Annotated in this window: 17 protein-coding genes and 1 tRNA gene; 8 read left to right on the forward strand and 10 right to left on the reverse strand. The window is 61.7% G+C overall.

Going from position 1 to position 23,865, the window contains the following annotated elements; translation table 11 throughout:
* Positions 1-45: 45 nt before the first annotated feature.
* On the reverse strand, positions 46-1,296 hold the full coding sequence (locus X738_RS76455; RefSeq protein ID WP_023803294.1) for a D-amino acid dehydrogenase: 1,251 nt from the start codon (positions 1,294-1,296) through the stop codon (positions 46-48).
* 113 nt (positions 1,297-1,409) lie between these two features.
* Positions 1,410-2,405: a UDP-glucose 4-epimerase GalE gene (gene galE, locus X738_RS76460; RefSeq protein WP_023803295.1), complete on the reverse strand. Its 996-nt coding sequence runs from the start codon at positions 2,403-2,405 to the stop codon at positions 1,410-1,412.
* A 280-nt stretch (positions 2,406-2,685) separates the two neighbouring features.
* Between galE and hemA the strand changes: the two genes are divergently transcribed.
* On the forward strand, positions 2,686-3,963 hold the full coding sequence (hemA, locus tag X738_RS76465; protein ID WP_023803296.1) for a 5-aminolevulinate synthase: 1,278 nt from the start codon (positions 2,686-2,688) through the stop codon (positions 3,961-3,963).
* Positions 3,964-4,097: 134 nt separating this feature from the next.
* On the opposite strand, the gene X738_RS76470 is transcribed toward hemA, so the two are convergent.
* Together X738_RS76470 and mscL are read right to left on the reverse strand one after the other, a co-directional pair.
* On the reverse strand, positions 4,098-5,264 hold the full coding sequence (locus tag X738_RS76470) for a pyridoxal phosphate-dependent aminotransferase (RefSeq protein WP_023803297.1): 1,167 nt from the start codon (positions 5,262-5,264) through the stop codon (positions 4,098-4,100).
* A 112-nt stretch (positions 5,265-5,376) separates the two neighbouring features.
* Positions 5,377-5,799, reverse strand: a complete 423-nt coding sequence (gene mscL / locus X738_RS76475) for a large conductance mechanosensitive channel protein MscL (RefSeq protein WP_023803298.1) — start codon at positions 5,797-5,799, stop codon at positions 5,377-5,379.
* 247 nt (positions 5,800-6,046) lie between these two features.
* Here mscL and X738_RS76480 point away from each other — a divergent pair, with 247 nt between their 5' ends.
* Positions 6,047-9,535, forward strand: coding sequence for a hybrid sensor histidine kinase/response regulator (locus X738_RS76480; RefSeq protein ID WP_023803300.1), 3,489 nt, complete (start codon positions 6,047-6,049; stop codon positions 9,533-9,535).
* Between the two features lie 10 nt (positions 9,536-9,545).
* Here the strand turns inward: X738_RS76480 and X738_RS76485 are convergent, their stop codons facing one another.
* Both X738_RS76485 and X738_RS76490 read right to left on the reverse strand, forming a co-directional pair.
* Complete coding sequence (locus tag X738_RS76485; RefSeq protein ID WP_023803301.1) at positions 9,546-10,205, reverse strand: response regulator transcription factor; 660 nt, start codon at positions 10,203-10,205, stop codon at positions 9,546-9,548.
* 125 nt (positions 10,206-10,330) lie between these two features.
* Complete coding sequence (locus X738_RS76490; RefSeq protein WP_023803302.1) at positions 10,331-10,768, reverse strand: hypothetical protein; 438 nt, start codon at positions 10,766-10,768, stop codon at positions 10,331-10,333.
* Between the two features lie 172 nt (positions 10,769-10,940).
* On the opposite strand from X738_RS76490, the gene X738_RS76495 reads away from it, so the two are divergent.
* Genes X738_RS76495 through X738_RS76505 form a run of 3 tightly spaced genes read left to right on the forward strand, consistent with a single transcriptional unit; the run spans position 10,941 to position 13,299 of the window.
* Complete coding sequence (locus X738_RS76495; RefSeq protein WP_023803303.1) at positions 10,941-11,291, forward strand: DUF952 domain-containing protein; 351 nt, start codon at positions 10,941-10,943, stop codon at positions 11,289-11,291.
* Entirely contained in the window at positions 11,288-12,364 is a 1,077-nt protein-coding gene (locus tag X738_RS76500; RefSeq protein ID WP_023803304.1) for a quinone-dependent dihydroorotate dehydrogenase, read from the forward strand. Before X738_RS76495 ends, X738_RS76500 begins: the two co-directional genes overlap by 4 nt.
* A gap of 32 nt (positions 12,365-12,396) precedes the next feature.
* A complete protein-coding gene (locus X738_RS76505) occupies positions 12,397-13,299 on the forward strand; it encodes a histone deacetylase family protein (protein WP_023803305.1) in 903 nt (300 codons plus the stop codon).
* A gap of 30 nt (positions 13,300-13,329) precedes the next feature.
* Here X738_RS76505 and X738_RS76510 read toward each other — a convergent pair whose 3' ends face one another.
* Entirely contained in the window at positions 13,330-13,593 is a 264-nt protein-coding gene (locus X738_RS76510; protein WP_023803306.1) for a DUF6460 domain-containing protein, read from the reverse strand.
* Between the two features lie 253 nt (positions 13,594-13,846).
* Between X738_RS76510 and X738_RS76515 the strand changes: the two genes are divergently transcribed.
* The 3 genes from X738_RS76515 (at position 13,847) to X738_RS76525 (ending at position 16,975) form a co-directional block, all read left to right on the forward strand.
* Positions 13,847-15,718, forward strand: coding sequence for an acyltransferase family protein (locus X738_RS76515; RefSeq protein WP_023803307.1), 1,872 nt, complete (start codon positions 13,847-13,849; stop codon positions 15,716-15,718).
* A gap of 89 nt (positions 15,719-15,807) precedes the next feature.
* Positions 15,808-15,881 (forward strand) — tRNA-Gly (locus tag X738_RS76520).
* 152 nt (positions 15,882-16,033) lie between these two features.
* Complete coding sequence (locus X738_RS76525; protein ID WP_156942736.1) at positions 16,034-16,975, forward strand: hypothetical protein; 942 nt, start codon at positions 16,034-16,036, stop codon at positions 16,973-16,975.
* 1 nt (position 16,976) lies between these two features.
* Here the strand turns inward: X738_RS76525 and X738_RS76530 are convergent, their stop codons facing one another.
* The 3 genes from X738_RS76530 to X738_RS76540 all read right to left on the reverse strand — a co-directional run bounded on the left by X738_RS76530 (position 16,977) and on the right by X738_RS76540 (position 23,648).
* Positions 16,977-18,008: a tyrosine-type recombinase/integrase gene (locus X738_RS76530; protein WP_023803309.1), complete on the reverse strand. Its 1,032-nt coding sequence runs from the start codon at positions 18,006-18,008 to the stop codon at positions 16,977-16,979.
* Entirely contained in the window at positions 17,995-18,300 is a 306-nt protein-coding gene (locus tag X738_RS76535) for a helix-turn-helix transcriptional regulator (RefSeq protein ID WP_198032928.1), read from the reverse strand. Before X738_RS76535 ends, X738_RS76530 begins: the two co-directional genes overlap by 14 nt.
* A gap of 587 nt (positions 18,301-18,887) precedes the next feature.
* A complete protein-coding gene (locus tag X738_RS76540) occupies positions 18,888-23,648 on the reverse strand; it encodes a DUF3320 domain-containing protein (RefSeq protein WP_023803311.1) in 4,761 nt (1,586 codons plus the stop codon).
* Between the last annotated feature and the right edge of the window lie 217 nt (positions 23,649-23,865).

Raw genomic sequence — 23,865 nt, forward strand, 5'->3', positions numbered from 1 at the left:
AGACGCATTTATCTTCCCGGTGCCGACACGACGATTAATTCTCCCTCAATTGACATAGACCAGCCCTTGCGGGTCGATCTCCGGCTTGCGGCCGGCGACCACATCGGCAAGGAATTTTCCCGAGCCGCAGGCCATGGTCCAGCCGACATGGCCGTGGCCGGTGTCGAGGTAGAGATTTCTGTAGCGCGCCCGGCCGATGACCGGCACCGAGTTCGGCATCATCGGCCGCAAGCCGGCCCAGAGCTTGGCCTTGTTCTCGTCGAAGGCGCCTGGGAAAAGCTCCTTGCCGGTCCTGAACATGGCGGCGAAATCGCTCGGCTTGTGGCTGCGATCGAAGCCGGTGAACTCGGCGGTCGAAGCAAGCCGCAGCCGGTTGCCGAGCCTGGAATAGCCGATAAGCTGATCCTCGTCGGCGCCGCCCATGGTCGGCCCTTTGCCCTCGTCCTCCAGCGGCACGGTCGCGGTGTAGCCCTTGACCGGATAGACAGGCAGGTCGATGCCGTAGCGGCGGCCGAGCAGGCCACTCTCCGGCCCCATCGAGATGACCACGGCGTCGGCTGTTATCGGGCCGGCCGAGGTCATCACCGCGCGCACCCGATCGCCTTCGATGTCGAGGCCTTCGACCGTCGTGCCGTAGAGGAACTGGACGCCGAGTTTCTCGGCGGCATAGGCAGCGAGGTTTCGGGTGAATTGGCTGGAGTCGCCGGTCTGGTCGATCGGCGAATAGACGCCGCCGGCTATTCTGTCCCTGGCCCCGGCAAGGCCGGGCTCGATCTCGACCAGCCGGTCGCGGCCGACGATCTCGATCGGCAGACCGTGCTCGGCGAGATAGCGGTAATTGTCGGTGCCGGTATCAAAACTCTGCTGCGAGCGGAAGAAATAGAGAATGCCCTTCTTGCGCTCGTCATAGTGAATGCCGGTGTCGGCCGAGATGGCGTTGATGCAGTCGCGCGAATAAAGCGCCAGGCGCAGCTTGATGTCGGTGTTGGCGCGCAGTCGCGCATGCGTGCATTGGCGCAGGAAGCGCAGACTCCAGGCGAAGAAATAAGGATCGAAGCGCAGCCTCACCTTGATGCCGAGATCGTGGTTGTAGAGCGCGCGCAAAAACGTCCTCAGCGCAGCGGGCGAGGCCCAGGCGGTGGCGTCGCCTGGCGACACCAGGCCCGCATTCGATTGGCTGGTGCCTCGCGCCGCCATCGGATGGCGTTCGATCACGGTCACCTCGTGGCCGTCGCTCGCCAGATAGTAGGCCGCCGCCGTGCCGACGACGCCAGCGCCAAGGACCAATATCTTCATGCCGCCCCCAAAGGATCAGACGCGGCCGAAACGCCTCCACGTTTCAGCCGCGCAGCTCCTTCAATAGCGCTTCCACGCTCGATCTACGAGCCCACGGAGGAAAAACCGGGACTTCAGCTCCGCGCCGAATTCTTGCCGGTCAGGATACGCTCCCAAGCCAGCGCGTCGGCGACGATCCGGTCGAGGTCATCGCGTTGCGGGATCCAACCGAGCTCGCGGCGCGCCAGCTCCGAATTGGCGACCACCGCCGCCGCGTCGCCCGCACGGCGCTCGCCGATCCGCACGTCGAAATCATGGCCAAAGACGCGGCGCACGCTGTCGATAACTTCGAGCACCGAATAGCCGTGGCTGTAGCCGCAATTGGCGACGAGGCTTGGTCCCCCGGCGCGCAGCCGTTCCAGCGCCAGCCGATGCGCCGCCGCCAGATCGCTGACATGGATGTAGTCGCGCATGCAAGTGCCGTCGGGCGTCGGATAGTCGGTGCCGAACACCTCCATGAAGGGCCGCTTGCCGAGCGCCGTCTCGCAGGCGACCTTGATCAGATGCGTGGCGCCCGGCGTCGACTGGCCGGTGCGGCCCCTCGGATCGGCGCCGGCGACGTTGAAGTAGCGCAACGCCGTATAGCGCAAGCCGTGGGCGATTGCGGCGTCGCGCAGCATCCATTCGCTCATCAGCTTGGACAGGCCATAGGGCGATTCCGGTGCAAGGCGCGCATCCTCGCGCACCGGCTCCAGCCCGGCGCCGCCATAGACGGCGGCGGTCGAGGAAAAGATGAAATTGGGCACGCCTTCGCGCACCGCGGTCTCGATCAGCGTGCGCGTCTTGCAGGTGTTGTTCTCGTAATAGCCGAGCGGGTCGGCGACCGATTCGGGAACCACGATGGAGCCGGCAAAATGGATGATCGCATCGACATGATTGTCGCGGATGACCCCGCCGACCAGCTCCTTGTCGGCGACATCGCCGACGACAAGCTTTGCCTCCGGCGCCACCGCCCATTCGAAGCCGGTCGAAAGCCGGTCGAGGACGACAACGCTCTCGCCCGCGTCCAGCAGTTCCCAGACCATATGGCTGCCGATATAGCCAGCGCCGCCTGTCACCAAAACCGTCATCCGTGTCCTCGCTGCTCAAGATTAATCGGAAGCTGTCTCCACACCCGCCTTACTGGAAAGCCTGCCACTGGGCCATTAGTCCATTTCCATCAGTGCCTGCGGTAACCAGTCTCATCGGCGCATGGCATCGTCCTGAAACAAAATTGATCCACATCAAGGAATAGGCCATGATCCGTGGCCGTTAGGAACAGGCTTGGGGCGTGGCATTTTGACCAAAAAGGCCAAGTAGACGGCGAATAGGGCAATGATTATGATCCCACGCAAAAATTGGGAAGCCGAAATGAACTATCAGCGGTTCTTCGAAGACGCGATCGACCAGCTCCACGCCGAGCGTCGCTATCGCATCTTCGCCGACCTCGAGCGCATCGTGGGGAACTTCCCAGGCGCCATCTGGCGCGCCAACGGCCGCGCCCAGGAAATCACCGTCTGGTGCTCCAACGACTATCTCGGCATGGGCCAGCATCCCGACGTCATCGCCGCGATGCAGAACGCCGCCGGCAAGATGGGATCCGGCGCCGGTGGCACCCGCAACATCTCCGGCACCAGCAATCCGCTGGTCGAGCTCGAACTGGAACTGGCCGACCTGCACGACAAGGAAGCTGCGCTCGTCTTTACCTCCGGCTTCGTCTCCAACGAAGCTTCGATCTCGACCATTGCGCGGCTGCTGCCCAACTGCCTGATCGTCTCGGACGAGTTGAACCACGCCTCGATGATCGAGGGCGTGCGGCGTTCGGGCGCCGAGAAGAAGATCTTCCGCCACAACGACGTTGCGCATCTCGAAAGCCTGCTGCAGGCGGCGGGCCGCGAGCGCGCCAAGTTGATCGTCTTCGAGAGCGTCTATTCGATGGATGGCGATATCGCGCCGATCAAACAGATCGTCGAACTTGCCGAGCGCTACAACGCCATGACCTATATCGACGAGGTGCATGCCGTCGGCATGTACGGACCGCGCGGCGGCGGCATCACCGAGCGCGAAGGGCTGGCCGACCGTATCGACATCATCGAAGGCACGCTGGCCAAGGCGTTCGGCACGCTCGGCGGCTATATCACCGGCACAAGTGCGGTGATCGATGCCGTGCGCTCCTATGCGCCGGGCTTCATCTTCACCACGGCGCTGCCGCCGGCCATTGCCGCCGCGGCGACCACGTCGATCCGCCATCTCAAGCGCTCACAGGCCGAACGCGCCGCGCAGCAGCGCCAGGCGACGCGGACGAAGCAGGTTCTTACCGCCGCGGGCCTGCCGGTGATGGACTCCGCTACCCACATCGTGCCGCTGCTCGTCGGCGATCCCGAACTGTGCAAGATGGCCAGCGACCGCCTGCTCGGCGTCCACGGCATCTACATCCAGCCGATCAACTACCCGACCGTGCCGCGCGGCACCGAACGGCTGCGCATCACCCCGACGCCATTCCATTCGGATCAGCTGATCGCGGCGCTTCAGGACGCGCTGGTCGAGACCTGGGATGCCTTGGGCATCTCTTACGGTTCTGCGGGCCGGCCGGCGGTGAGGGAAAGCGACCGCGTCATTCCGCTGCTGGTGCCGAAGTCCGGCGGCTGAGCTTCCGCTACCTTCGTCTTCCTAGGGCGTAGCAAGGAGCGAAGCGACGCGGCGCAGACCCTAGGATCCATGCCGTTACGTTGGCCAAGGAGTGCAACGGTTCGCAGCTGTCCGGCTTGGCGCGGACCTCAACCTCACACACTTTTCATCCACTTCGCCAGCCGGTGCGCGGCCTCCTCGAGCTGGTCGAGGCGGCGGTGGAAGCATAGCCTGAGGAAGGCTTCGCCGCCGGGACCGAATGCGGTTCCGGGCGCCAGGCCGACATTGGCGCGGTCGACGATGTCGAAGGCGGCGGCGCGTGAATCGGTGATGCCGTCGACTGCGAAGAACAGATAGAACGCGCCCTGCGGCACGGTAAAGCGTGCCCTGCCGGTCGCAGCTAGGATGCCGCAGACCAGGTCACGCGCCGCCCTCGCCCGCTCCACCTGCTCGACGATGAAGGCGTCGCCTTCGTCGAGCGCGACGACGGCGCCGCGCTGCATGAACTGGGCAACGCCGGAGGTCGAATACTGGACCAGGTTCTCGAACACCTGCTGCAGGCAGGGATGGACCTTGATCCAGCCGACCCGCCAGCCGGTCATCGACCAGTTCTTGGAAAAACTGTTGACGAACAGGATGCGATCCTCGTCGGCCATGATGTCGATGAAGGACGGCGCGCGGCTGTCGCCGTAGTGGAACAGCGAATAGATCTCGTCGGCGATGATCCACAGCCCCCGTTCGCGGGCAAGGTCGAGGATCGCCTGCAGCGTCTGCCTGTCGGCGGTCCAACCGGTCGGGTTGGACGGTGTGTTGACGAACAGCGCCTTTGCCCTTGGCGTGATCGCCGCCTCGATCTTGCCGATGTCACAGGACCAGCCATTGCCGGACTGGTCGAGCGTGACTGCGACCGGGACGGCGCCCGCCACGCCGGCGGCTGCGGCGAAGTTCGGCCAGGCCGGCGACAGATAGACGACCTCGTCGCCACTGCCGGCGACAGCGTCGAGCGCCAGCTGGATGGCATGCATGCCAGAGCCGGTGACGATGAATTCTTGCTCGGCGAAGCTCTTGCCGAAATGCCTGATGTAATAGCGGGCGAGCGCCTGCCGCAGTTCGGGGATGCCTTTCTGCCAGGTATAAAAGGTTTCGCCGCCGGCCAGCGCCCGGGCAGCGGCATCGGTGATGAAGGCGGGCGTCGGCAGGTCGCCCTCGCCGGCCCAGAGCGGGATCATGCCGTCGCGGTCGCGGCCGCGGTTCATGACGGCGACAATGCCGCTTTCGGGCGCGGCCCGGGCCTCGGCGCGCAAATTCTCGATCAGGGTCATGGATGGATCCGTTTTTCGCCTTCCGGACAGCTAGCGTGTTTTGCGACAGGCGAAAATAGAAAACCCCGGCCGAAATCGACCGGGGTTTTGGTCCAGAGATCTTGCCCCTGCGCTATTTCCTGGCGAGGAGATCGCGAATTTCGGTGAGCAGCGCGACATCGGCCGGCGGAGCGGCAGCAGGCGCAACGGGCTTCTCACGCTCCAGCCGCCTGCGCAGATCGTTCACCGCTTTGATCATCAGGAAGATGATGAAGGCGAGGATGATGAAGTTCAGCGCCACGGTGATGAAACTGCCATAGGCGAAGACTGCGCCCTGCCTCTTGGCTTCCGCCAGCGATGTGGCGTTGACCGCTGAGGACAAGGGCAGGAAATAATTGTTGAAGTCGAGTCCGCCGAAAATCGCCCCGATTATCGGCATGATGATGTCGTTGACTAGGGAATCGACGATCTTGCCGAAGGCGGCGCCGATGATGACGCCGACGGCCAGGTCCATGACATTGCCCCTGGAAATGAATTCCTGGAATTCTTTCAGCATCCGACCCTCCTTGTCCTGACGGGCCAGGCCGCCTCCTCTGCCCGCTTCGTTCGGCCCCGCTTCGTTCCCCCCACTGGCACAATAGCAAAAACCTACGGTTGCAGCATCGGCAAAAGACCGGTTCCGGCCAAAATTTCCCGAAGCCGCAGCCATCCTGCGCCGAAAGCCGCGATGGACTTGATCGCCAAGCTGTGATTGCGTCTCAGCAGGCCGGATGCAAAAACCGGCAAGGGAGGATTTTTGGGCCGTGCAGGGCTGGTTCATCGTCATCATCGCGATCGCCTATGTGACGTTGCTGTTCGTCATCGCCAGCCTCGGCGACCAACGCTCGACGACATCCGGGCCTGACCGAGCCCGGCCCTTCATCTATGCGCTCAGCCTGGCGATCTACTGCACCTCCTGGACCTTCTTCGGTTCGGTCGGCCTTTCCTCCGAGCGCGGCCTCGAATTCCTCGGCATCTATATCGGCCCGGTGCTGGTGTTCGTGTTCGGCTTTCCGCTGCTTCGGCGCATCGTCAGGCTGGCCAAGACAGAGAAGATCACTTCGATCGCCGACTTCCTCGGCGCCCGCTACGGCAAGAGTTTTGCCGTGGCAGCGATCGCCACGCTGATCGCGACGATCGGCGCGGTGCCTTACATGGCACTGCAGTTGAAGGCGATTTCCGGCTCGGTCAGCCTGATGGTCGAGCATTATACCGGCTCGCCGCCTTCGTTCGATCCATTCGTCAGCGACATCTCGCTGGTCGTCGCCATGCTGCTTGCGCTATTTGCGGTGCTGTTCGGCACGCGCCACGCCGACGCCACCGAACACCAGGACGGGCTGGTGCTGGCGGTAGCGGTCGAAACTGTGGTCAAGCTCGCCGCCTTCCTGGCGATCGGCCTGATGGTGACCTTCCTGATCTTCGGCGGCCCGGGCGATATGGTCGACAAGCTCGCCGAGAATTCGCAAGTTCAGCAAGCGATGAGCTACAGCACCTCGCTCGCAACCTGGCTGGTGCTGACGTGTTTGAGCGGTTTCGCCATCATCATGCTGCCGCGCCAGTTCTATGTCACCATCGTCGAGAACCGCAGCGAGGCCGAACTGCGCACCGCGACATGGGTGTTTCCGCTCTATCTGGTGGCGATCAACCTTTTCGTGCTGCCGATCGCGCTCGCCGGCCTGGCGCTGGTCGGCACCAGGACCAGCAGCGACCTCTATGTCCTGTCGCTGCCGCTGCTCAGCGGTCACGATGTGTTGGCTATGGCGGCGTTCATCGGCGGCCTGTCGGCGGCGACCGCGATGGTGATCGTCGAAAGCGTCGCGCTGTCGATCATGATCTCCAACGACCTCGTCATTCCACTGTTTGTGCGTCGCCTGCTCAAGACCACGACATCCGAGAACGAGGACTGGTCAGCGCTCATCCTCAACGTGCGACGGGCGGCGATCTTCATCATGCTGTTCGTCGCCTTCCTCTATTATCGCGAGAGCACCAACAGCGCGCGGCTCTCCTCGATTGGCCTGATGTCGTTCGCCGCGATCGCGCAGTTCGCGCCGGCCTTGATCGGCGGGCTGATCTGGCGCGGCGCCAACGGCAGGGGGGCGGCGCTCGGCATGGTCGCCGGCATCGTCGTCTGGAGCTATACGCTGCTGCTTCCTTCGCTCGCCGCGTCCGATACCGGCATCGTCGTCCACGGCCTGTTCGGTTTCGAAGCGTTGCGGCCGCAAGCGCTGTTCGGCACCGTCGCCGAGCCGCTGAACCACGGTGTCCTGTGGAGCCTGTCGGTCAACACGCTGTTCTTCGTGCTAGGCTCGCTGTCGCGCGCGTCGGTGCCGCTGGAGCGCATCCAGGCGTCGATTTTCGTGCCGCGCGAGGCGAGCCCGATGCCGAGCCTGCGCCGCTTCCGCACCACCGTCACCGTCAACGACCTCAAGGACACCATCGCGCGCTATCTCGGCGTCGAACGCACTGAACGGTCGTTTCAGTCGTTCGAAAAGAGCAACGGCGCTTCGCTGCACGGCAACGAGCAGGCCAGCATGGACGTCATCCGTTTCTCCGAGCAGCTTCTGGCAAGTGCCGTCGGCTCCTCTTCGGCGCGGCTCATCCTGTCGCTGCTGCTGCGCCGCAATGATCGAGAGGCGAAGGACGCCTTTCGCCTGCTCGACGACGCCACCGAAGCGCTGCAGCACAACCGCGACCTGCTGCAGATCGCGCTCGACCAGATGGAACAGGGCATCACCGTCTTCGACAGGGATTTCCGGCTGATCTGCTGGAACCGCCAATATCGGGCGCTGTTCGACCTGCCCGACGAGATGGGCCAGGTCGGCGTCTCGCTCGACCGCATCCTGCGCCACCTTGCCGAGCGCGGCGACATTCCGGCCGACCAGCGGGTGGTGATGCTCAACCGCCTCACCAGCTTCGTCAGCCCCTGGCAGATGGAGCTGAAGACCAGCGGCCGCATCCTGGAATTGCGCTCCAACCCGATGCCGGATGGCGGCATCGTTGCCACCTATGCCGACATTTCCGGGCGCGTCGAGCAGGACCTGGCGCTGAAGCGCGCCAATGAAACGCTCGAACAGCGCGTCAAGAACCGCACCGTCGAACTGACCCGCGTCAACGAGGAGCTGGCACAGGCGCAGATGCTGGCGGAGGAGGCCAATCTCGGCAAGACCCGCTTCCTCGCTGCCGCCGGCCATGACATCCTGCAACCGCTGAACGCTGCTCGTCTCTATTGCTCGTCGCTGATCGAAAAGGCCGGCAAGGGACCTGCGGGCAAGGCCGCGATCAACATCGAATCCTCGCTGGAATCGGTCGAGACCATTCTCGGCGCAGTCCTCGACATTTCCCGTCTCGACGCCGGCGCGATGAAACCGGACGACACGGCCTTCAGCCTGGACGGACTGCTGCGCCAGATCGGCAACGACTTTCAGCCGCTTGCCGCCGAGAAGAAACTCAGCCTGACGATCATGCCATCGTCGCTCAGCGTGACGACTGACCGCAATCTGTTGCGCCGCCTGATCCAGAACCTCGTATCCAATGCCATCAAATACACCCGCCATGGCCGCATCCTGGTCGGCGTGCGGCGGCGCGGCGAACTGGCCGAGATACAGGTGATCGACACCGGCATCGGCATTGCCGCCGACAAGCTGAACACGGTATTTCACGAATTCACCCGGCTCGATGAGGGCGCCCGCGAAGCCGAAGGCCTGGGGCTCGGCCTTTCGATCGTCGACCGCATCGCTCGCGTCTTGCGCCTCGAACTCCAGATATTTTCAAGCCCGAGCAAGGGCACACGCTTTTCCGTCGTCCTGCCGGTCGCGGCAGTGCAGGAGCCGCGGCGCGAGATCGAGGCCAAGGCGCCGGTCCGCACGGCTGCTTCGCTTGCCGGGCTCCGCGTGCTCTGCATCGACAACGACGCCCGCATCCTCGACGGCATGCGGCTGCTGCTCGAAGGCTGGGGCTGCAGCGTCGACACGTTTGCCGGCTCGGGGGACCTCGAGGGGGCCGGCATGCGTCGACCCGACATCGTGCTTGCCGACTATCATCTCGACGGCGAGACCGGCCTTGACGCGATCGCCAAACTGCGCGCTATCCATGGCCATGACATGCCGGCGGTGCTGGTCACCGCCGACCGCTCGAGCGAGGTGCGCGCCAGCGCCGGCAGGCTCGACGTGCCGGTGATCAACAAGCCGCTCAAACCAGCGGTGCTGCGCTCGATGATGGCGAGGGTCAGACCGCTGGCGTCGGCAGCCGAGTAAAGCCGGAGGGTCAGCCGGCCGCCGCCAGCGGGTCGCTGCCGATCTTGGACAGCAGGATCACCGCCTGGGTGCGGCTGTCGACGCCAAGCTTCTGCAGAATGGCCGAGACATGCGCCTTGATCGTCGCTTCGGAGACACCGAGCTCGTAGGCGATCTGCTTGTTGAGCAGACCTTCCGCCAGCATGCCGAGCACGCGCGTCTGCTGCGGCGTCAGCGTCTGCAGCCGCTTGATCAGATCGGATATCTCGGGATCGCGCTCGACGCCGAGATCGATGCCGGTGGGCGCAGCGATGTCGCCGGCAAGCACCGACTGCACAGCGCTGCGGATCTCCTCCATGCTGGCCGATTTGGAGATGAAACCCGAAGCGCCGAGGTCGAGCGCGCGCCGGATGGTCACCGGGTCGTCATGTGCCGACACCACCACCAGCGGCACCGTCGGATGGATGCCGCGCAGCGAGATCAGACCGGAAAGGCCGCTAGCGCCTGGCATCGACAGGTCGAGCAGCACCAGATCGACGTCCTCATTGGCCACGACCAGCGCCTTGGCGCTTTCGAAATCGCCGGCCTCGTGAATGCCGGCGACGTCGCCGATGCCGGCAAGCGCCTCTCTCAGCGCACCGCGAAAAAGCGGATGATCGTCAGCGATGACGAAAGTATAGCCTGACGGCACATGGCCCTCCCCGAATCCCATTGATGATTGTCTGCTTCTTGCGGGATCAGTCGAACGATTATGCGGCGATATCAGCCGTTTTCAAGCGGCAAGCCGGTGCGCCGGGCTTCCCCGGTGAACGGTGCTCAGGTTTTTTGCGAATTGGGCTTGAGGCCATCCTCGCCGCTGTCCTTTTCCATGTCCTTGACGATGCCCATGAAGCCGCGCAGGAAGCGCTCCATGTAGCTCATCGTCTTGTTGAAATCCTCCTCGCTGGGCAATGTCGACTCAAAGCGGGCGGCAAGCGAGTTCTCGAGCTTGACGACGCGCTGGTCGAGCGCCTTCACCGAACTTTGCAGCCGGTCGATCTCGTCCTGGAAGGCGGCGCGTTCATCGGCCGCCATCTTGCAGACGAGCTGGCCGGAACGCTCCTCGCAGATCGACATCGCACCGGTCTGCGTGTCCATGCGGACATAGCCGGTGGCCGACTTTTCCAACCGGTAGCGGTCGGCTTCCTCGGAAAAGGCTGATGCCGCGACGAGCGAGACGAGGGCTGCAGGGATCAAGACGTGCTGCGGACGCATATTGTTTGTCCTCCATAGCCAGTAAGCGCAATCTTATCGCATGTTTGCGCCAGAAATGGGGAAGAACCCTGGCCTTTACCTTGACGCAGGTTCCCGTCGGAAAACCGTGTGACACTTTTCCGGAACCTGCTTGCCTCTTCCCCGTACGATTGGTTCGGACTATAGCGCAACCATGTCTCAGCTTATCTACAAGATAGTGCCTGAACCGCTGTGGCGCGAGGCCGAAAGAAATCGCCGCTTCACCGGCGCGCCGATCGATGTCGCCGACGGCTTCATTCATTTTTCCACCGCCGGCCAGGCCAAGGAAACCGCGGCAAAACACTTTGCCGGCCAGACCGGGCTGCTGCTGGTCGCCGTCGATGACGCCAGACTGGGTGATGCGCTGAAATACGACGTCTCGCGCGGTGGTGCGCTGTTCCCGCATCTTTACGGCCCTCTCGACCTCAACGCCGTCGTCTGGGTGCAACCATTGCCGCTCGGCACCGATGGCCTGCACCAATTCCCGACGCTGGAGGCCGAATGAGCGTGCTCGACCGGCTCGGCCAGAGGTTCCTGTTCGCATTCGATCCGGAAGCCGCCCACGGCCTGTCGATCGCGACGCTGAAATGCGGGCTGCCGATAGGCGGGAGACCCGTGCGCGACGACAGGCTGAAAGTCAGCGTCTGCGGCATCGATTTCCCCAATCCGCTCGGCATGGCCGCCGGCTACGACAAGAACGCCGAGGTTCCCGATGCGCTGCTTGGCCTCGGCTTCGGCTTTGCCGAGGTCGGCACGATCACGCCGCTGCCGCAGGCCGGCAACCCGAAGCCGCGCATTTTCCGGCTGACATCCGACGAAGCGGTGATCAACCGGCTGGGCTTCAACAACGAGGGTCACGCGGCCGCCGAACAACGGCTTGCCGCCCGCAAGGGCCGCGCCGGCATCGTCGGCGTCAATATCGGCGCCAACAAGGACAGCACAGACCGCGTCGGTGACTATGAACGCGGCGTTGCCAGGTTTGCGCCCTACGCCAGCTATCTGACGGTCAACATCTCCTCGCCGAATACGCCGGGCCTGCGCAACATGCAGGCGCGTGAACAGCTTGGCGAGCTGCTGTCGCGCGTCATGGCCGCACGTGCGGCAGCGGCCGCGCAGCCGGCCATCTTTCTGAAGATCGCGCCGGACCTGGTCGAGGCCGAACTGGAGGATATCGCCGCCGAGGTCACCGAGAAAGCAATAGACGGCGTCATCGTCTCCAACACCACCATCGCGCGGCCGCGGCTGCGCAGCGCCGATCTTGCCGGCGAGACCGGCGGGCTTTCGGGAAAACCGCTATTCGAGCGCTCGACGATCGTGCTGGCAAAGATGCGCAAACTGCTTGGCCCGGACCCCGCCATCATCGGCGTCGGCGGCGTCGATTCCGCGGAGACGGCACTTGAAAAGATCCGCGCCGGCGCCGATCTCGTCCAACTCTACACCGGCATGATCTATGCCGGGCCGGCACTGCCGGGCCGCATTCTTGCCGGTATGGCCCGGTTCGCGGACATGCAAAGGCTCAAATCACTGCACGAGTTGCGCGATACCAGCCTCGATCAATGGGCATCCAAGCCGCTCTGACCCGAAGTCGCTCTAAAAAGCACCTGCCGCTCATGCCCCTGCAGATCGTTCATCATCCCGACTACGACGCCGGTTTTGCCGTCAATCATCGCTTCCCGATGAGCAAATACAAGCTGCTGATGGAAGCCTTGGGCGCGCGCGGACTGGCCGGCCCCGCCGCGCTCAACATGCCCGAGCCGGCCCCGGCATCATGGCTGAAGCTTGCCCATGCCGCCGGCTATGTCGACCAGGTGCTGGCCTGCGAAGTGCCAGAAAAAATCGAGCGCGAGATCGGCTTTCCGGTAGGCCCGCGCGTCTCGCTCAGGGCGCAGCTCGCAACGGGTGGCACCGTGCTGGCGGCGCGCCTGGCGTTGCTGAACGGCATCGCTTGCAATACCGCCGGCGGCAGCCATCATGCGCGGCGCGCGCAAGGCGCCGGCTTCTGCACCTTCAACGATGTTGCGGTGGCTTCACTGGTGCTGCTTGCCGAAGCCGTCGCCGGCAATATCCTGATCGTCGATCTCGACGTGCATCAGGGTGACGGCACGGCCGACATTTTGGGCGCTGAACGGCGCGTTTTCACCTTTTCCATGCATGGCGATCGTAACTATCCGACGCGCAAGATCGCTTCCGACCTCGATATCGCCCTGCCCGACGGCATCGGCGATGCGGCCTATCTCGAAAGGTTGGGCGGCATCCTGCCGGAACTCACCGCCAGGGCGCGCTGGGACATCGTTTTCTACAATGCCGGGGTCGACGTTCATTCCGAGGACCGGCTCGGCAGGTTGTCGCTGTCGAACGACGGGCTGCGTGCGCGCGACGACATGGTGATCCGTCATTTCCGCGCGCTCGGCATCCCGGTCTGCGGCGTTATCGGCGGCGGCTATTCGACTGACGTGGCGGCTCTGGCCGCGCGCCATTCCATCCTGTTCGAAACGGCCTCAGGCTTCGCCTGACGCACGCTGACCTTCGGTTCGGCGTCTGCTCTATTTCCGGTAGTTGGCGATCCTGAGCAGGATGAAGGCTGGAATGACGATCGCCGCGCCCAGCAGGATGTAGCCGAGGAAACGGTCAATAGCGCGGAAGCCCAGGTTCCAGAGATCGACGAAGAAATTGCGGATGCCGTAGAGCACATCCATCGGCGACCAGCCGAAAGCGTTCATGACAAGGCCAACGAGGAACGACAGCACCAGCAGCTTCAGGAGCACCCGGAGCGGCGTGTCGCCGAGAAAGCGCGTCAGTGCAGACAAGGCGTGTCTCCAGATTCGGTTGCCCCGATTCGGGCACAACTTCAGAAATACGCACTTGGCCGCCCGCCATCAAGGCGATCGCTCAGTTGCTGCGGTCGGCGCTTTGCCGAATTGGGCTCTTGACACTTATGTTGCAGTGCAGCAAAATTGGGTGACAGAGGGTAACCAGTTGATATCGAACTGCCAGACTCATCGCCCGGTGATGGACGGACTGCGCTGCCTCACCGTGACTTGCGAACACAGGGCTTCTTGAATGAAGTACAGGCGCGATATCGATGGTCTTCGGGCCGTTGCGGTACTGCCGGTCGTACTCTTCCATTTCGGCATCTCGGCAATTCCAGGCGGCTTTACCGGCGTTGATATCTTCTTCGTCATATCTGGCTATCTGATCACCGGAAGCCTTCTGGACGACCTTGAACGCGGCCAGTTTTCGATCGTCAGCTTCTACTGGCGCCGCGCCCGGCGCATCCTGCCGGCGCTGATCTTTGTCACGCTTCTCACCTGCGTTGCGGCCCTGGTCATTCTTCTGCCGTCGGATCTGCATGAATTCAGTCTCAGCGTCATAGCGGCTTCGACTTTCTGGTCGAACATATATTTCTGGAAAACGTCAAATTACTTCTCGATCGATGCCGAGCTCCGACCGCTGTTGCACACCTGGTCGCTTTCGGTCGAGGAGCAGTACTATATCTTTGCCCCGATCCTGATGTTCCTGATCTACCGCTTTTTTGCCAAACGCTGGCTGACGATACTCCTGCCGATCATCCTCGGCAGTTTCGTGCTGGCGGTCATGGCGACGTGGCTGGCGCCAAACGCGGGATTCTACCTGCTGCCGACACGGATCTGGGAACTCATGCTGGGCGCCGTGCTCATGCTGAAACGCCCCCCGCCCCTGAGCAGCCGGTTTCTTATGGAACTGCTCGGGTTGGCCGGATTTGGCCTTCTCGCCATCGGGTTCTTTGCGATCTCGGAGAGCGATCCGTTCCCGGGCTACAACGCCTTGTATCCCTGCGTCGGAACGGTCCTGCTTATCTATGTTGGCCAAAACAGCCCCTCGACGATCGCCAGCCGCATACTAGAAGTCCGGCCGCTGGTCTGGATCGGCCTCATCTCCTATTCGCTGTATCTTGTTCACTGGCCGATCAATGCGTTCGCGCACTATCTCTCACTAGAAGAATTCGACCCGTCGATGACCGTTGCGTTGACGGTAGCAAGCCTCGCGCTGGCTGCGTTTTCCTGGAAGTACGTCGAGCAGCCGTTTCGGCAGAAAAGGAGCTTCACCGCCCCGGCGCCCATCTTCGCCTTTTCAGCGGGCGCAATCGCTGTTCTTTGCCTTGGCGGGGCGGCCGGGGCGCTCGGCAACGGCTTTCCGCAACGCTTTCCAGACTATGTCCAACAGCGGATTCCTGTCGGGGACTGGGGCAATGGCACCTGTTTCAACGAGGGCTTCAGCCGGATCGAAAACTGGAATATCGAGGATTGCACCCGCACACGCGGCTTCCCTACAACCGTTTTGTTGTGGGGTGACTCGTTCGCCGCCCACTATGTTCCAGGCCTGGACGCCAACATAAATCAACTCCGGGCCAATATCGTGGAATACACCTACGCGGGCTGTCCCCCGATACTCTCCTACTTCTCCTATGGACGCCCGGATTGCATGCGGTTCAATCAGCAAGCCCTGAAGATTATCCAGGACGCTGGCATCAAGACGGTCGTGCTCAGCGGTCGGTGGACCGATTATGAGGCCAGAAGTTTCGACGGTCTCCAGCAAACGATCGATACCGTTCGTGGTCTGGGTGTGCGCGTGTTTGTCATCGGCCAGTCCCCGCAGTTCATAACCGATGTTCGGAAAATCGCGTTCTTCGCAAAGCGCGAAAATCTCGATGATACGTCCTGGCCAATGGCCATGGATCCAGACATCAACAACCGTGTGCGCGCATTTACCAAAGGCGCCACCTTTATCGATCCGCTGAATTTCCTCTGTAGCGCCGGACGTTGCTCTTACGCCGACGCAGGCCAGTTCCTCTATTTCGACTATGGCCATTTTTCTACCATCGGGGCCACTCTGGCAATTTCGAAATACTGGCCGGCCTTTGCCACAGACGATGCCGTTGCCACGACGGAGTAACAGTCGGCCCGCTGGCAAGGCACGAGTGCACACGAGTATACGCATAACGATTGCCCGAATGCCGGCTTGCGTGGTAACGAGGCTGCTGCGCGGGTATGATGTAATGGTAGCTTGTCAGCTTCCCAAGCTGAACGCGCGGGTTCGATTCCCGCTACCCGCTCCAGCTTCCTCCGCAAGGCTTTGCGCCTGATTTTCTGGATGGTGAAAAACCAGCAGTTTTACGGGCAGTTTTACAGGCTGCGTTCTCTGTCTGATCCCTAATCGGTCGAAATCTTAACCGCGATCGATGCAAGGATTGTGATTGTGAGGGCTGTCGTGAGCGACGGAATGCATCTTACTTTGGGGGGAGAGCCGCCGATGCCGCCAGAAAGCGACATTGAGATTAAGATCGATTTTTTGGAAGGCCAAGGCTCCGCAGCCCGTGTCTTTGATATCGCAGCCAATCTCATAAAAGCCTTTGAGGACTTGGACCGCGTTCTTATCACCGCTGTCGATTCGCGAATTTCAACCGCCCTCATTTTGGAGGACGTGCAGAAATCCAGCCTGAAAATCTGGCTCCGAAATTTCTTGGAAGCTGCTGATGATCAAGCGCTCAAAGATGTGGATTGGAAGCCACAGGTCGGCAAGTATCTGGTCAAGGCCAAATACGTTGCGTTGGAATGGCTCGACCGCGCAGTCGACGCTGATCACCCGGCGCAGATCGAAGACCTAACGGCAAAAATGCGCGACCTGGCTGAAGAAACTGATGTGCGACATTTTCCCGATTACCCACCTACCAACCCAACCAGGTTGGCGCAGCCGTTGGATGCGATTCAGCGGATCAAAGGGCAGTTCGAGGAGGGCGAAAAACTCACGATAACCCTCGACAAGACCGACTACACCGTAAATCTCAAGCAGCAATGGCTTCCTTCGGAGAACCTTCCCGAAATTCCAATCGAGCAGGAATTGTCCAATGAGATGGACATGGTCCTTATCATTCGAAAGCCTGATTTCTTAGCGAAATCACAATGGCAATTTAAGCACGGAAGAGTCTCGCTCTCGGCGACAATGGATGTCCCCGACTGGATTCGCGATTTCCATCACGGAAAATATCCCATCAAGCCGGGCGACGCCCTGCGCCTGCGAATGCGCTTCGAATACCGCTACGAGGCAAACGGTGATCTAATTGATCAAAAAATGACGGTGATCAAGGTTTACGGAGTTATCCAATCGGCTGGCCCAGCAAAGGACCTGTTTGATGAGGACGGCAGCCAATAAATTAGGGCTGGGATTTCTGCCTGGCCTCGTTGAGCCGCTTGATCCGGTCCTTGATAGCTGCCTGCTTGCCGACGTAACGCCGGATTATTCGCGCCACTTGCTCCTCCTCCCAGGCCATCAACTCGGCAATCTCACGCTCTGTTAGACCGTCGACGTAAAATTTGGTCGCAGCTGTGCCTCTGAGATCGTGGAAGTGCAGGTTATCGCCTTTCGGCCATGCGATCTTCTTCGCGTCGGAGAACGAACTGGCCAAGCCGTTGACAGTCCACGGACGCTTCCTGCTACTGGTCAGGATGACTGGCGAGCGCTTCGGTATTCGTGCGAGGACGTCGCGCAGTCCCTGGTAGAGGGGAATGATGGCCTCGCGCTGACGTCTGCTTTTGCCGCTTTTGATGATTATGGCGTTCTCGTCCACGTGCGACCAGGACAGGCGGACGAGGTCGCCGACGCGAAGGCCGGTATGTGCAGCCAGGTCGACCGCCTGCGCAATCTCGGCCGAGCACGTTTTCTTCAGATGCGCGATGTCGCCGTCCGTCCAGATGATTTCCGACCGATCGCCGCTGTAAAGCTGCTTGATTCCTTCACAAGGATTCGAGGCAATCTTGCCGAGTGGATCGACTGCGTATGAGAGCACGCGAGAGAGAACCTGCATGCCGTAGTCGGCTGACCTAGGCGTCTCGCCGTATGCCGCTCGCCACCGGCGGATCACCGGCCTGATCTTCTCTGGTCGATCGAACTGGGCGATGCGCAATTCCCCAAAATGCTCGGCGATCCGGTCGAGCCAGGGACCCCAGTTACGTCGTGTCGACTCGGCGAGTTTTTTGTAGTCGGTGCTGGCCCTGTAGAGCGCTACCAGCGAGCGGAACCGGCCGCTGTCCGGCGACTGGCGATTGGCGATTGCCTCATTGTAGGAGGCCAGAAATTCCGGAGATCCGGGCGTGCCGAGCAGCCGTGGACCACCCCGCCAAGCATACCAATAGATCCTGCCCTTGGCCTTGACCCGGTGCAGGCCTTTGAGTTCAAGCGTGACCATGCTTCGCCTCGAACGCGGCTAGCTCACGGTCGAGATGATCCTCGTCGCTGACCGGAGAACGTGCCACAAGCGTCTCGATGCCCGACAGGGCGTCAACGGCACGATCGAGTGTCTGGACGTCCCAAACCTTCCGACCGAGAAGTTCGAACGGCCTTGGAAAGATGCCGTCGCTGACGAGCTTGTCAAAATGGGTCGGGCTGACACCTACATAGGATGCGGCTTCCCTTCGGTTACAGCCACGGCGGGCTTCGAACGGTAAGGCGTGTATAAGCCCGCAGGTGATCATCATCATGGCAGAATGCTCCTTCTTCCTGACGTTATAGCGCTCTCGCCGCCGAGAAGCCGAAAGTTTGAGAAAAAGTCGTCCCGAAGAAGATGGCGGGATGCCACGGACGTCTCGGGTAGGAGTGGATCTGACAGAGAGACCAAAGTGAGCGCTCTCGCGAGATGGTTTGCATGCAATTTAATGGACCAGTCGCCACCACCGGTAATTTGAAAGGGTTCGGATGGTGCTGCGAGAGAGGATTGAACTCTAACCGATGACAAGAAAATCAATCACTTACGGAAACATTTGTAACGCTGTGACGGTCGACAAAATGGACCGGAAATCACCTCCAGCGTGCCGGCTTTGGTGGGGCGTTGGACCAAGCACGCCGCCAAGGCAGCCGGAACCGGCGGGCGTTTACGACGACCCATATACCCGTGATGATAACCCGGACAAGGCTCTCCGCTCACCACCTGCCGGACTCTTCCAAGGATCAGCGCGTGGCTATAGCGGACCAATGGTATCCTCAACCGTGCAGTCGACAGCGGCAAGTGCACTGTCGAGTGCCGGTGCGCCCTTTGCAAGGCTGGGCCAGCGAGCTCCCTCGTAATGTGTTACCGCGCTCCGTCGGTCGCCATGAGAGTATCGCTGATCACTTCTGCCAAATCGGTTCCGACTCGCTGAAACCCCAAGAGCCGCGCTACCGCCCGGGTTAAGTCCTGGGACGGCATGCCGCCACTTTCCGAACGAATTCGCTGAGCTGCGGCGGCTATTTCTATCGGTGGAAGATAGGCGGCCTTCAGCAGACTGCCGGTTTCAGCACTGCGGTCCCGGATCGGTGGTTTTTGGGCTTGCTCTTCTGTTAAGAGGAACGATCCCGTCCACCTCAGCGCGTGGTCCCTTTGCGTGGCAAGACGCGCTGCACGCCCTGCCGCTTCGGCAATACGGTTGCCGGCCCGGGATTTGCCGAAGGCCGAGGTTATGCGCCGCGCCACCTCGTCGATATGGATCGGCCCTTCGATCCCGACGATTCTCACAACGAGGTCAGCAAGCTGCGCGACGGGAGCCTCATGGGGCTCAAGGCTGGATCGCACAGAAAGCTCGGCGCGGACATAGGCCGGAGCCGTCAAGGTAAGATGGTCGATTTCGACCGATTCCTCCGCAATGTCCTGCTCCAGCGGAGCCGGCCGGAAAACCCCGTGATTTGCACCACGCACGCGAATGCCGTCCGCAACCGCCCGCCTCGCCTGGTCAAGTGCTGCGGCCAGCCGTTGAATCTCACGGGCACGATGATGGAACCAGTCGGTGCTCCAGATGCGATGGAACCCCCAGCCGAGGTTCTCGAGGACATCCTGACGCAACCGATCACGCTCACGCGCCCACAGGGCTGCATGGTAGGCGGCACCATCGCATTCCACCGCCAACAGATACTGCCCCGGACGATCGGGATGACGCACCCCAAGGTCGATCCGGAACCCAGCCGTCCCGACCTGCGGATCGGCCAGATAGCCGAGTGAGCGGATTGCTGCGGCTACATCTTCCTCGAATGGGCTGTCGGCATCGAGGGCGCTGGCCACGCGCTCCTCCATGATTCCGGTCTTAGCAAAGTCGAGGAAGCGTTTCAGAACCCGCGGACCTTCACGTTTGCTGCGCGTTGGGTCGATATAACCTGGATCGAAGGAAGCGAAGACCTCGCAGCGAACCCTCGCGCGGGAGAAGAGGACGTTCAACCGCCGTTCGCCACCTTCGCCATTCACTGGTCCGAAAGACATGGAAGCGAGCGGCCCGTTGGGCTCCTGCGGTCCATAGCCCACCGAAATCAGGATGACGTCACGCTCGTCACCCTGCACGTTCTCGATGTTCTTAACGAAAACATCCTCATGTCGTCCCTCGCGCAGGAAGCCGTCCAGCACAGGATCGTGACGGCGCTCGAGTTCGAGCAGCTCAGTCAACATGTCGGCCTGCGCCTTTGAGAAGGCGACGACTCCGAGAGAAAGGTCTGGCCATGCTCGAGCGTGTTCCGCCATCCCTCGCACGACGGCCTGTGCCTCGGTCCGGTTGGTTCCCTGGCGACCCAATCCGCTGCCGCCGCGTGCATATACGCCTGGAACGCGTCGGAACTTCAGCCCGTAGTCTTCATCGAGTTGCAGCGGTGACGGTGGCAGGACAAGGTTATCGCCGTAGAATTCGGCATTCGATACCCGGATCAACGATGGATCGCGCGACCGGTAGTGCCATTCCAACATTCGCGATCGGAGTCCGCGTGCCTCACACAGTGACAAGATGCTTTCCATGTCGGCTGCGGTGGCGCCGAGCGGGGCATCCTCATCCTCGTCTTCAATATCTTCAACATCGTCGACCAAACGGTCAAAGAACGAAGTCGGGGGTAGCTGCTTCTGGTCGCCCACCACCACGATCTGGCGAGCACGAGCAACAACACCCAAGGCATCTTCGGGGCGGATCTGGGATGCCTCATCAATCACCAGAAGATCGAAATCGACGCTGCCTGAAGGTAAGAACTGCGCGACCGAAATCGGGCTCATCAGCATCACGGGCTTGATGCGCTGCACCATGCTGCCTGCATTCTTCATCACCCAACGGATTGGCTTGTGGCCGCGCTTGCGTCCGATCTCGCCGCGGACGATCCCCATTTCACCCATTGTGCCACGCGGCATCTGCTCGAAATGGCGTGACAGGATCAAGGTCTTGGCCGTTTCTATACGGTCCTTCTCCAATTTGCGGAACAAATGCACAAGGTCGTGCCGATCAAGCTGAGGAAGCGCGTTCAACTCCGGCCGACCGGCGCGCGCCGCGTTCCAACGCGCTTCGGCACAAGCATAGACAAATTCACGTTCGGCCTCACTAGGAGCAAGGTATCCCCCATCCACTGCATCGATGACGCACCCGGCTCCATTGCTGATCGCGGTAGCAACGCTGCATGCAAGCGAGGCCCAATTACTATAGCAGCCGGTGTCAGCTGCCATTTGCGTGAAGGCGGCGACGACTTCGGACAACGGCGCCGTCTCGAGTGCATCGCCGACTTGCGCCTCGGCCAAGTCGAGTTGCAACCGAGCTATCGGCGCCGCCGCGCCGGCGCGGCAGACCTGAACGCGAGCTTCGAGGTCGCGAGCTGCGCCGCGCGGATCCGGAAATGCGATAAGCGCTTCCATGACGAGGGCTGCCTCGGCAAAGCCCCCGGAGCGCTTGACCTCTGTCAACCACTCGCTGGTGGCGAGCAGCGCCGAGAAAGGCGTGCGCTCGCCTCGCCATTCGACGCCGAGGACTGTTTGCAGCCAGCCTTCTTCCTCGGCCAGGCGCTTTCGCCGATTTTGGACTTCCGCCAGTTCGTCCAGCAGCGCCAGTCGTTCTGCGGGTGCCTTGGGCAGCGGGCCTGACAGAAGGCTCGCCAATTCGCCCGAAGCGCGGCGATAGGGGCCGAACATCCGTGCAAAGAAGGAGCTCTGGCCGCGCACGATTGCCTGCCGCATCGCGCCGAGACTGGCGTTCCAGGCCGGAGTTACAAACTTTCCTGCCGCGGCGATTTGAGCCGCCGCCCAGCCTGCCCCAGCCTGCAGGGCCTCGCGTTGCCGAGGCTGGTCCGCATTCGGAAACAGTGCAGCCACTGATGCCGCTGCTCCAGCAGGGGCCGACCCAAGCGCCTCTAGCCCTGCGCCAAGCGCTGAGATCTCGGCCAGGGTTCGCGGTTCAGCTTGATGGAGCATCTGCGCAAGGTGCGCCGCCGCGCTGCACAAGTGCGAGATCCCGTTCGTCGCCGCGGCCAATTCGTTCCCAAGGCGCACCAAATCGGTGGGTTGCAGATCGAGGGCCATGGTTCCGCGGAATGGATGCGCTTGAGGCGGTCCCGCCGTTTCGAGCGCCGCGACGAAACCGGATATCGCCGCCAGCGCCCGCTGGCGTGCCTCCCATGTCAGCGTCCCTAGACCTTCCTCGGAAATCGAGGGTGCCTTTGCCCCCTGGCCAATAAAGCCAACGATTTCCGAGATTGCGCGGAAGGGGCTTTCGTTGCTTGGCGGAAGAGGTGTGTGCAAAAGCGCCGTGATTCGGTTCAGCTCGTCGCGGGTGAGGCGAAGCTGAGCGGGATCGGCGGCTCCCGGCAAAGCACGCGCACTGGCCATGAGCGTGCGTCCGAGTTCCTGCGCAAGGGCTTTCTTGTTGGCCGTGCGCGAATGCAATTCCAAGCAGATGTCGCGCAGTCCTGCCTTTACCAGGCGGTCGTGCACAACCGAAAGCGCTGCCATCTTCTCGGCGACGAACAGCACTGACTTTCCGTCATGAGCCGCCGCTGCGATGATGTTGGTGATGGTCTGCGACTTGCCGGTTCCGGGCGGTCCTTGCACCACCAGGCTTGCACCTCTCCGAACCTCTTCGATCACCTTGGTCTGCGAGGCATCGGCGTCGATCACCTGGATGATTTGCGCCGGATCGAGGTGGTCGTCGAGCTTGTCCTCGGGTCCAAAGAGCGGTGTATCGGCCTCGAACCCTTCAGCCAGAAGCCCAGCAAGCAAATCGTTGTCGGCGAGCGTGCCATCCGGCCAATTCGCCTGGTCGAGATCACGGTGCATGAGTAGCTTGGCGAAGGAGAAGAAGCCGATCTGCATGCCGTCGGCATCGATTGACCAGCCCGATTGCGCTGAAACTGCCTCGGCCACGAGCGCGAAATACTGAGACGGGCTCCATCCTTCGGTCTCTTCGATTTCCGGCAGGACGATCCCGAAATCCTGCCGCAGCCGTTCCTGCAGGGGCAGGTTCGTGGTGATGTCGTCGTCGCGAGGCAAGATATCGAAGGTCGAGGTGCGCTCGTTTCTCACCAGTTGCACCGGCATGAGGATTAGCGGTGCCTCGCGTTGGATCTCCGAGTTCGGACTCTCACGCCAACGCAGAAAGCCCATGGCCAGATAGAGGATGTTGAGACCCTGTTCCTCTTCCGCTGTCTTCGCATCGTGAGCCAGACGTAAGAGGCGCCGCGCCAGTGCTTCCGGGCCAAGGGGCGTCTCAATAAAATTGTCGCCATACCGTTCCGAGCCGGCTTCGCGGTCATCGTCGGGCAAGGCGAGCAGCCCTGACGGCCCATCCTCAGCCTTGTCCTTACCCATCGCCTTAAAGCGCATGCGCTTACTTTGAACACTCAGGAGCGCGAAAATGTCGTCCGAGCGTTCATTGATCACGTTCAGGCAGTTGGCCCGCTGATTGGCCCTGTTGACGTGGATTAGCCGGTTTCGCGTTCCGGTTTCGAGGAGCTTGCGCCTGGCCGCTTCCAGAACCCGGGAAATCGCCTTTGTATTGACTTCAAGCATTAGTTTGATCGCGAAATTCAGGATTGCGGACCGAAAATATTCGGGCGCCGGCAACAGCACAGTTGCCGTCGTGCATCGCGCGCATCATTAAAGCGTTAGCCACCCCAAGCCCCTTTTTCTTTTTGCCTCATGTAGCCTAGGTCGTCCCCACTGTGGGAATCAAGAGTTTACGAGAATGATCACAGGTGAATTGCATTGAAACTCGATGCAGTCTGGAAATCCTTCTGGATTGGGCGGCATCGTGAATCGGCTCGATGTGATCAAGTAGATCGCTTAC

The organism is Mesorhizobium sp. L48C026A00, assembly GCF_000502375.1.
In the GTDB taxonomy this organism is placed as follows: Bacteria; Pseudomonadota; Alphaproteobacteria; order Rhizobiales; family Rhizobiaceae; genus Mesorhizobium; species Mesorhizobium muleiense.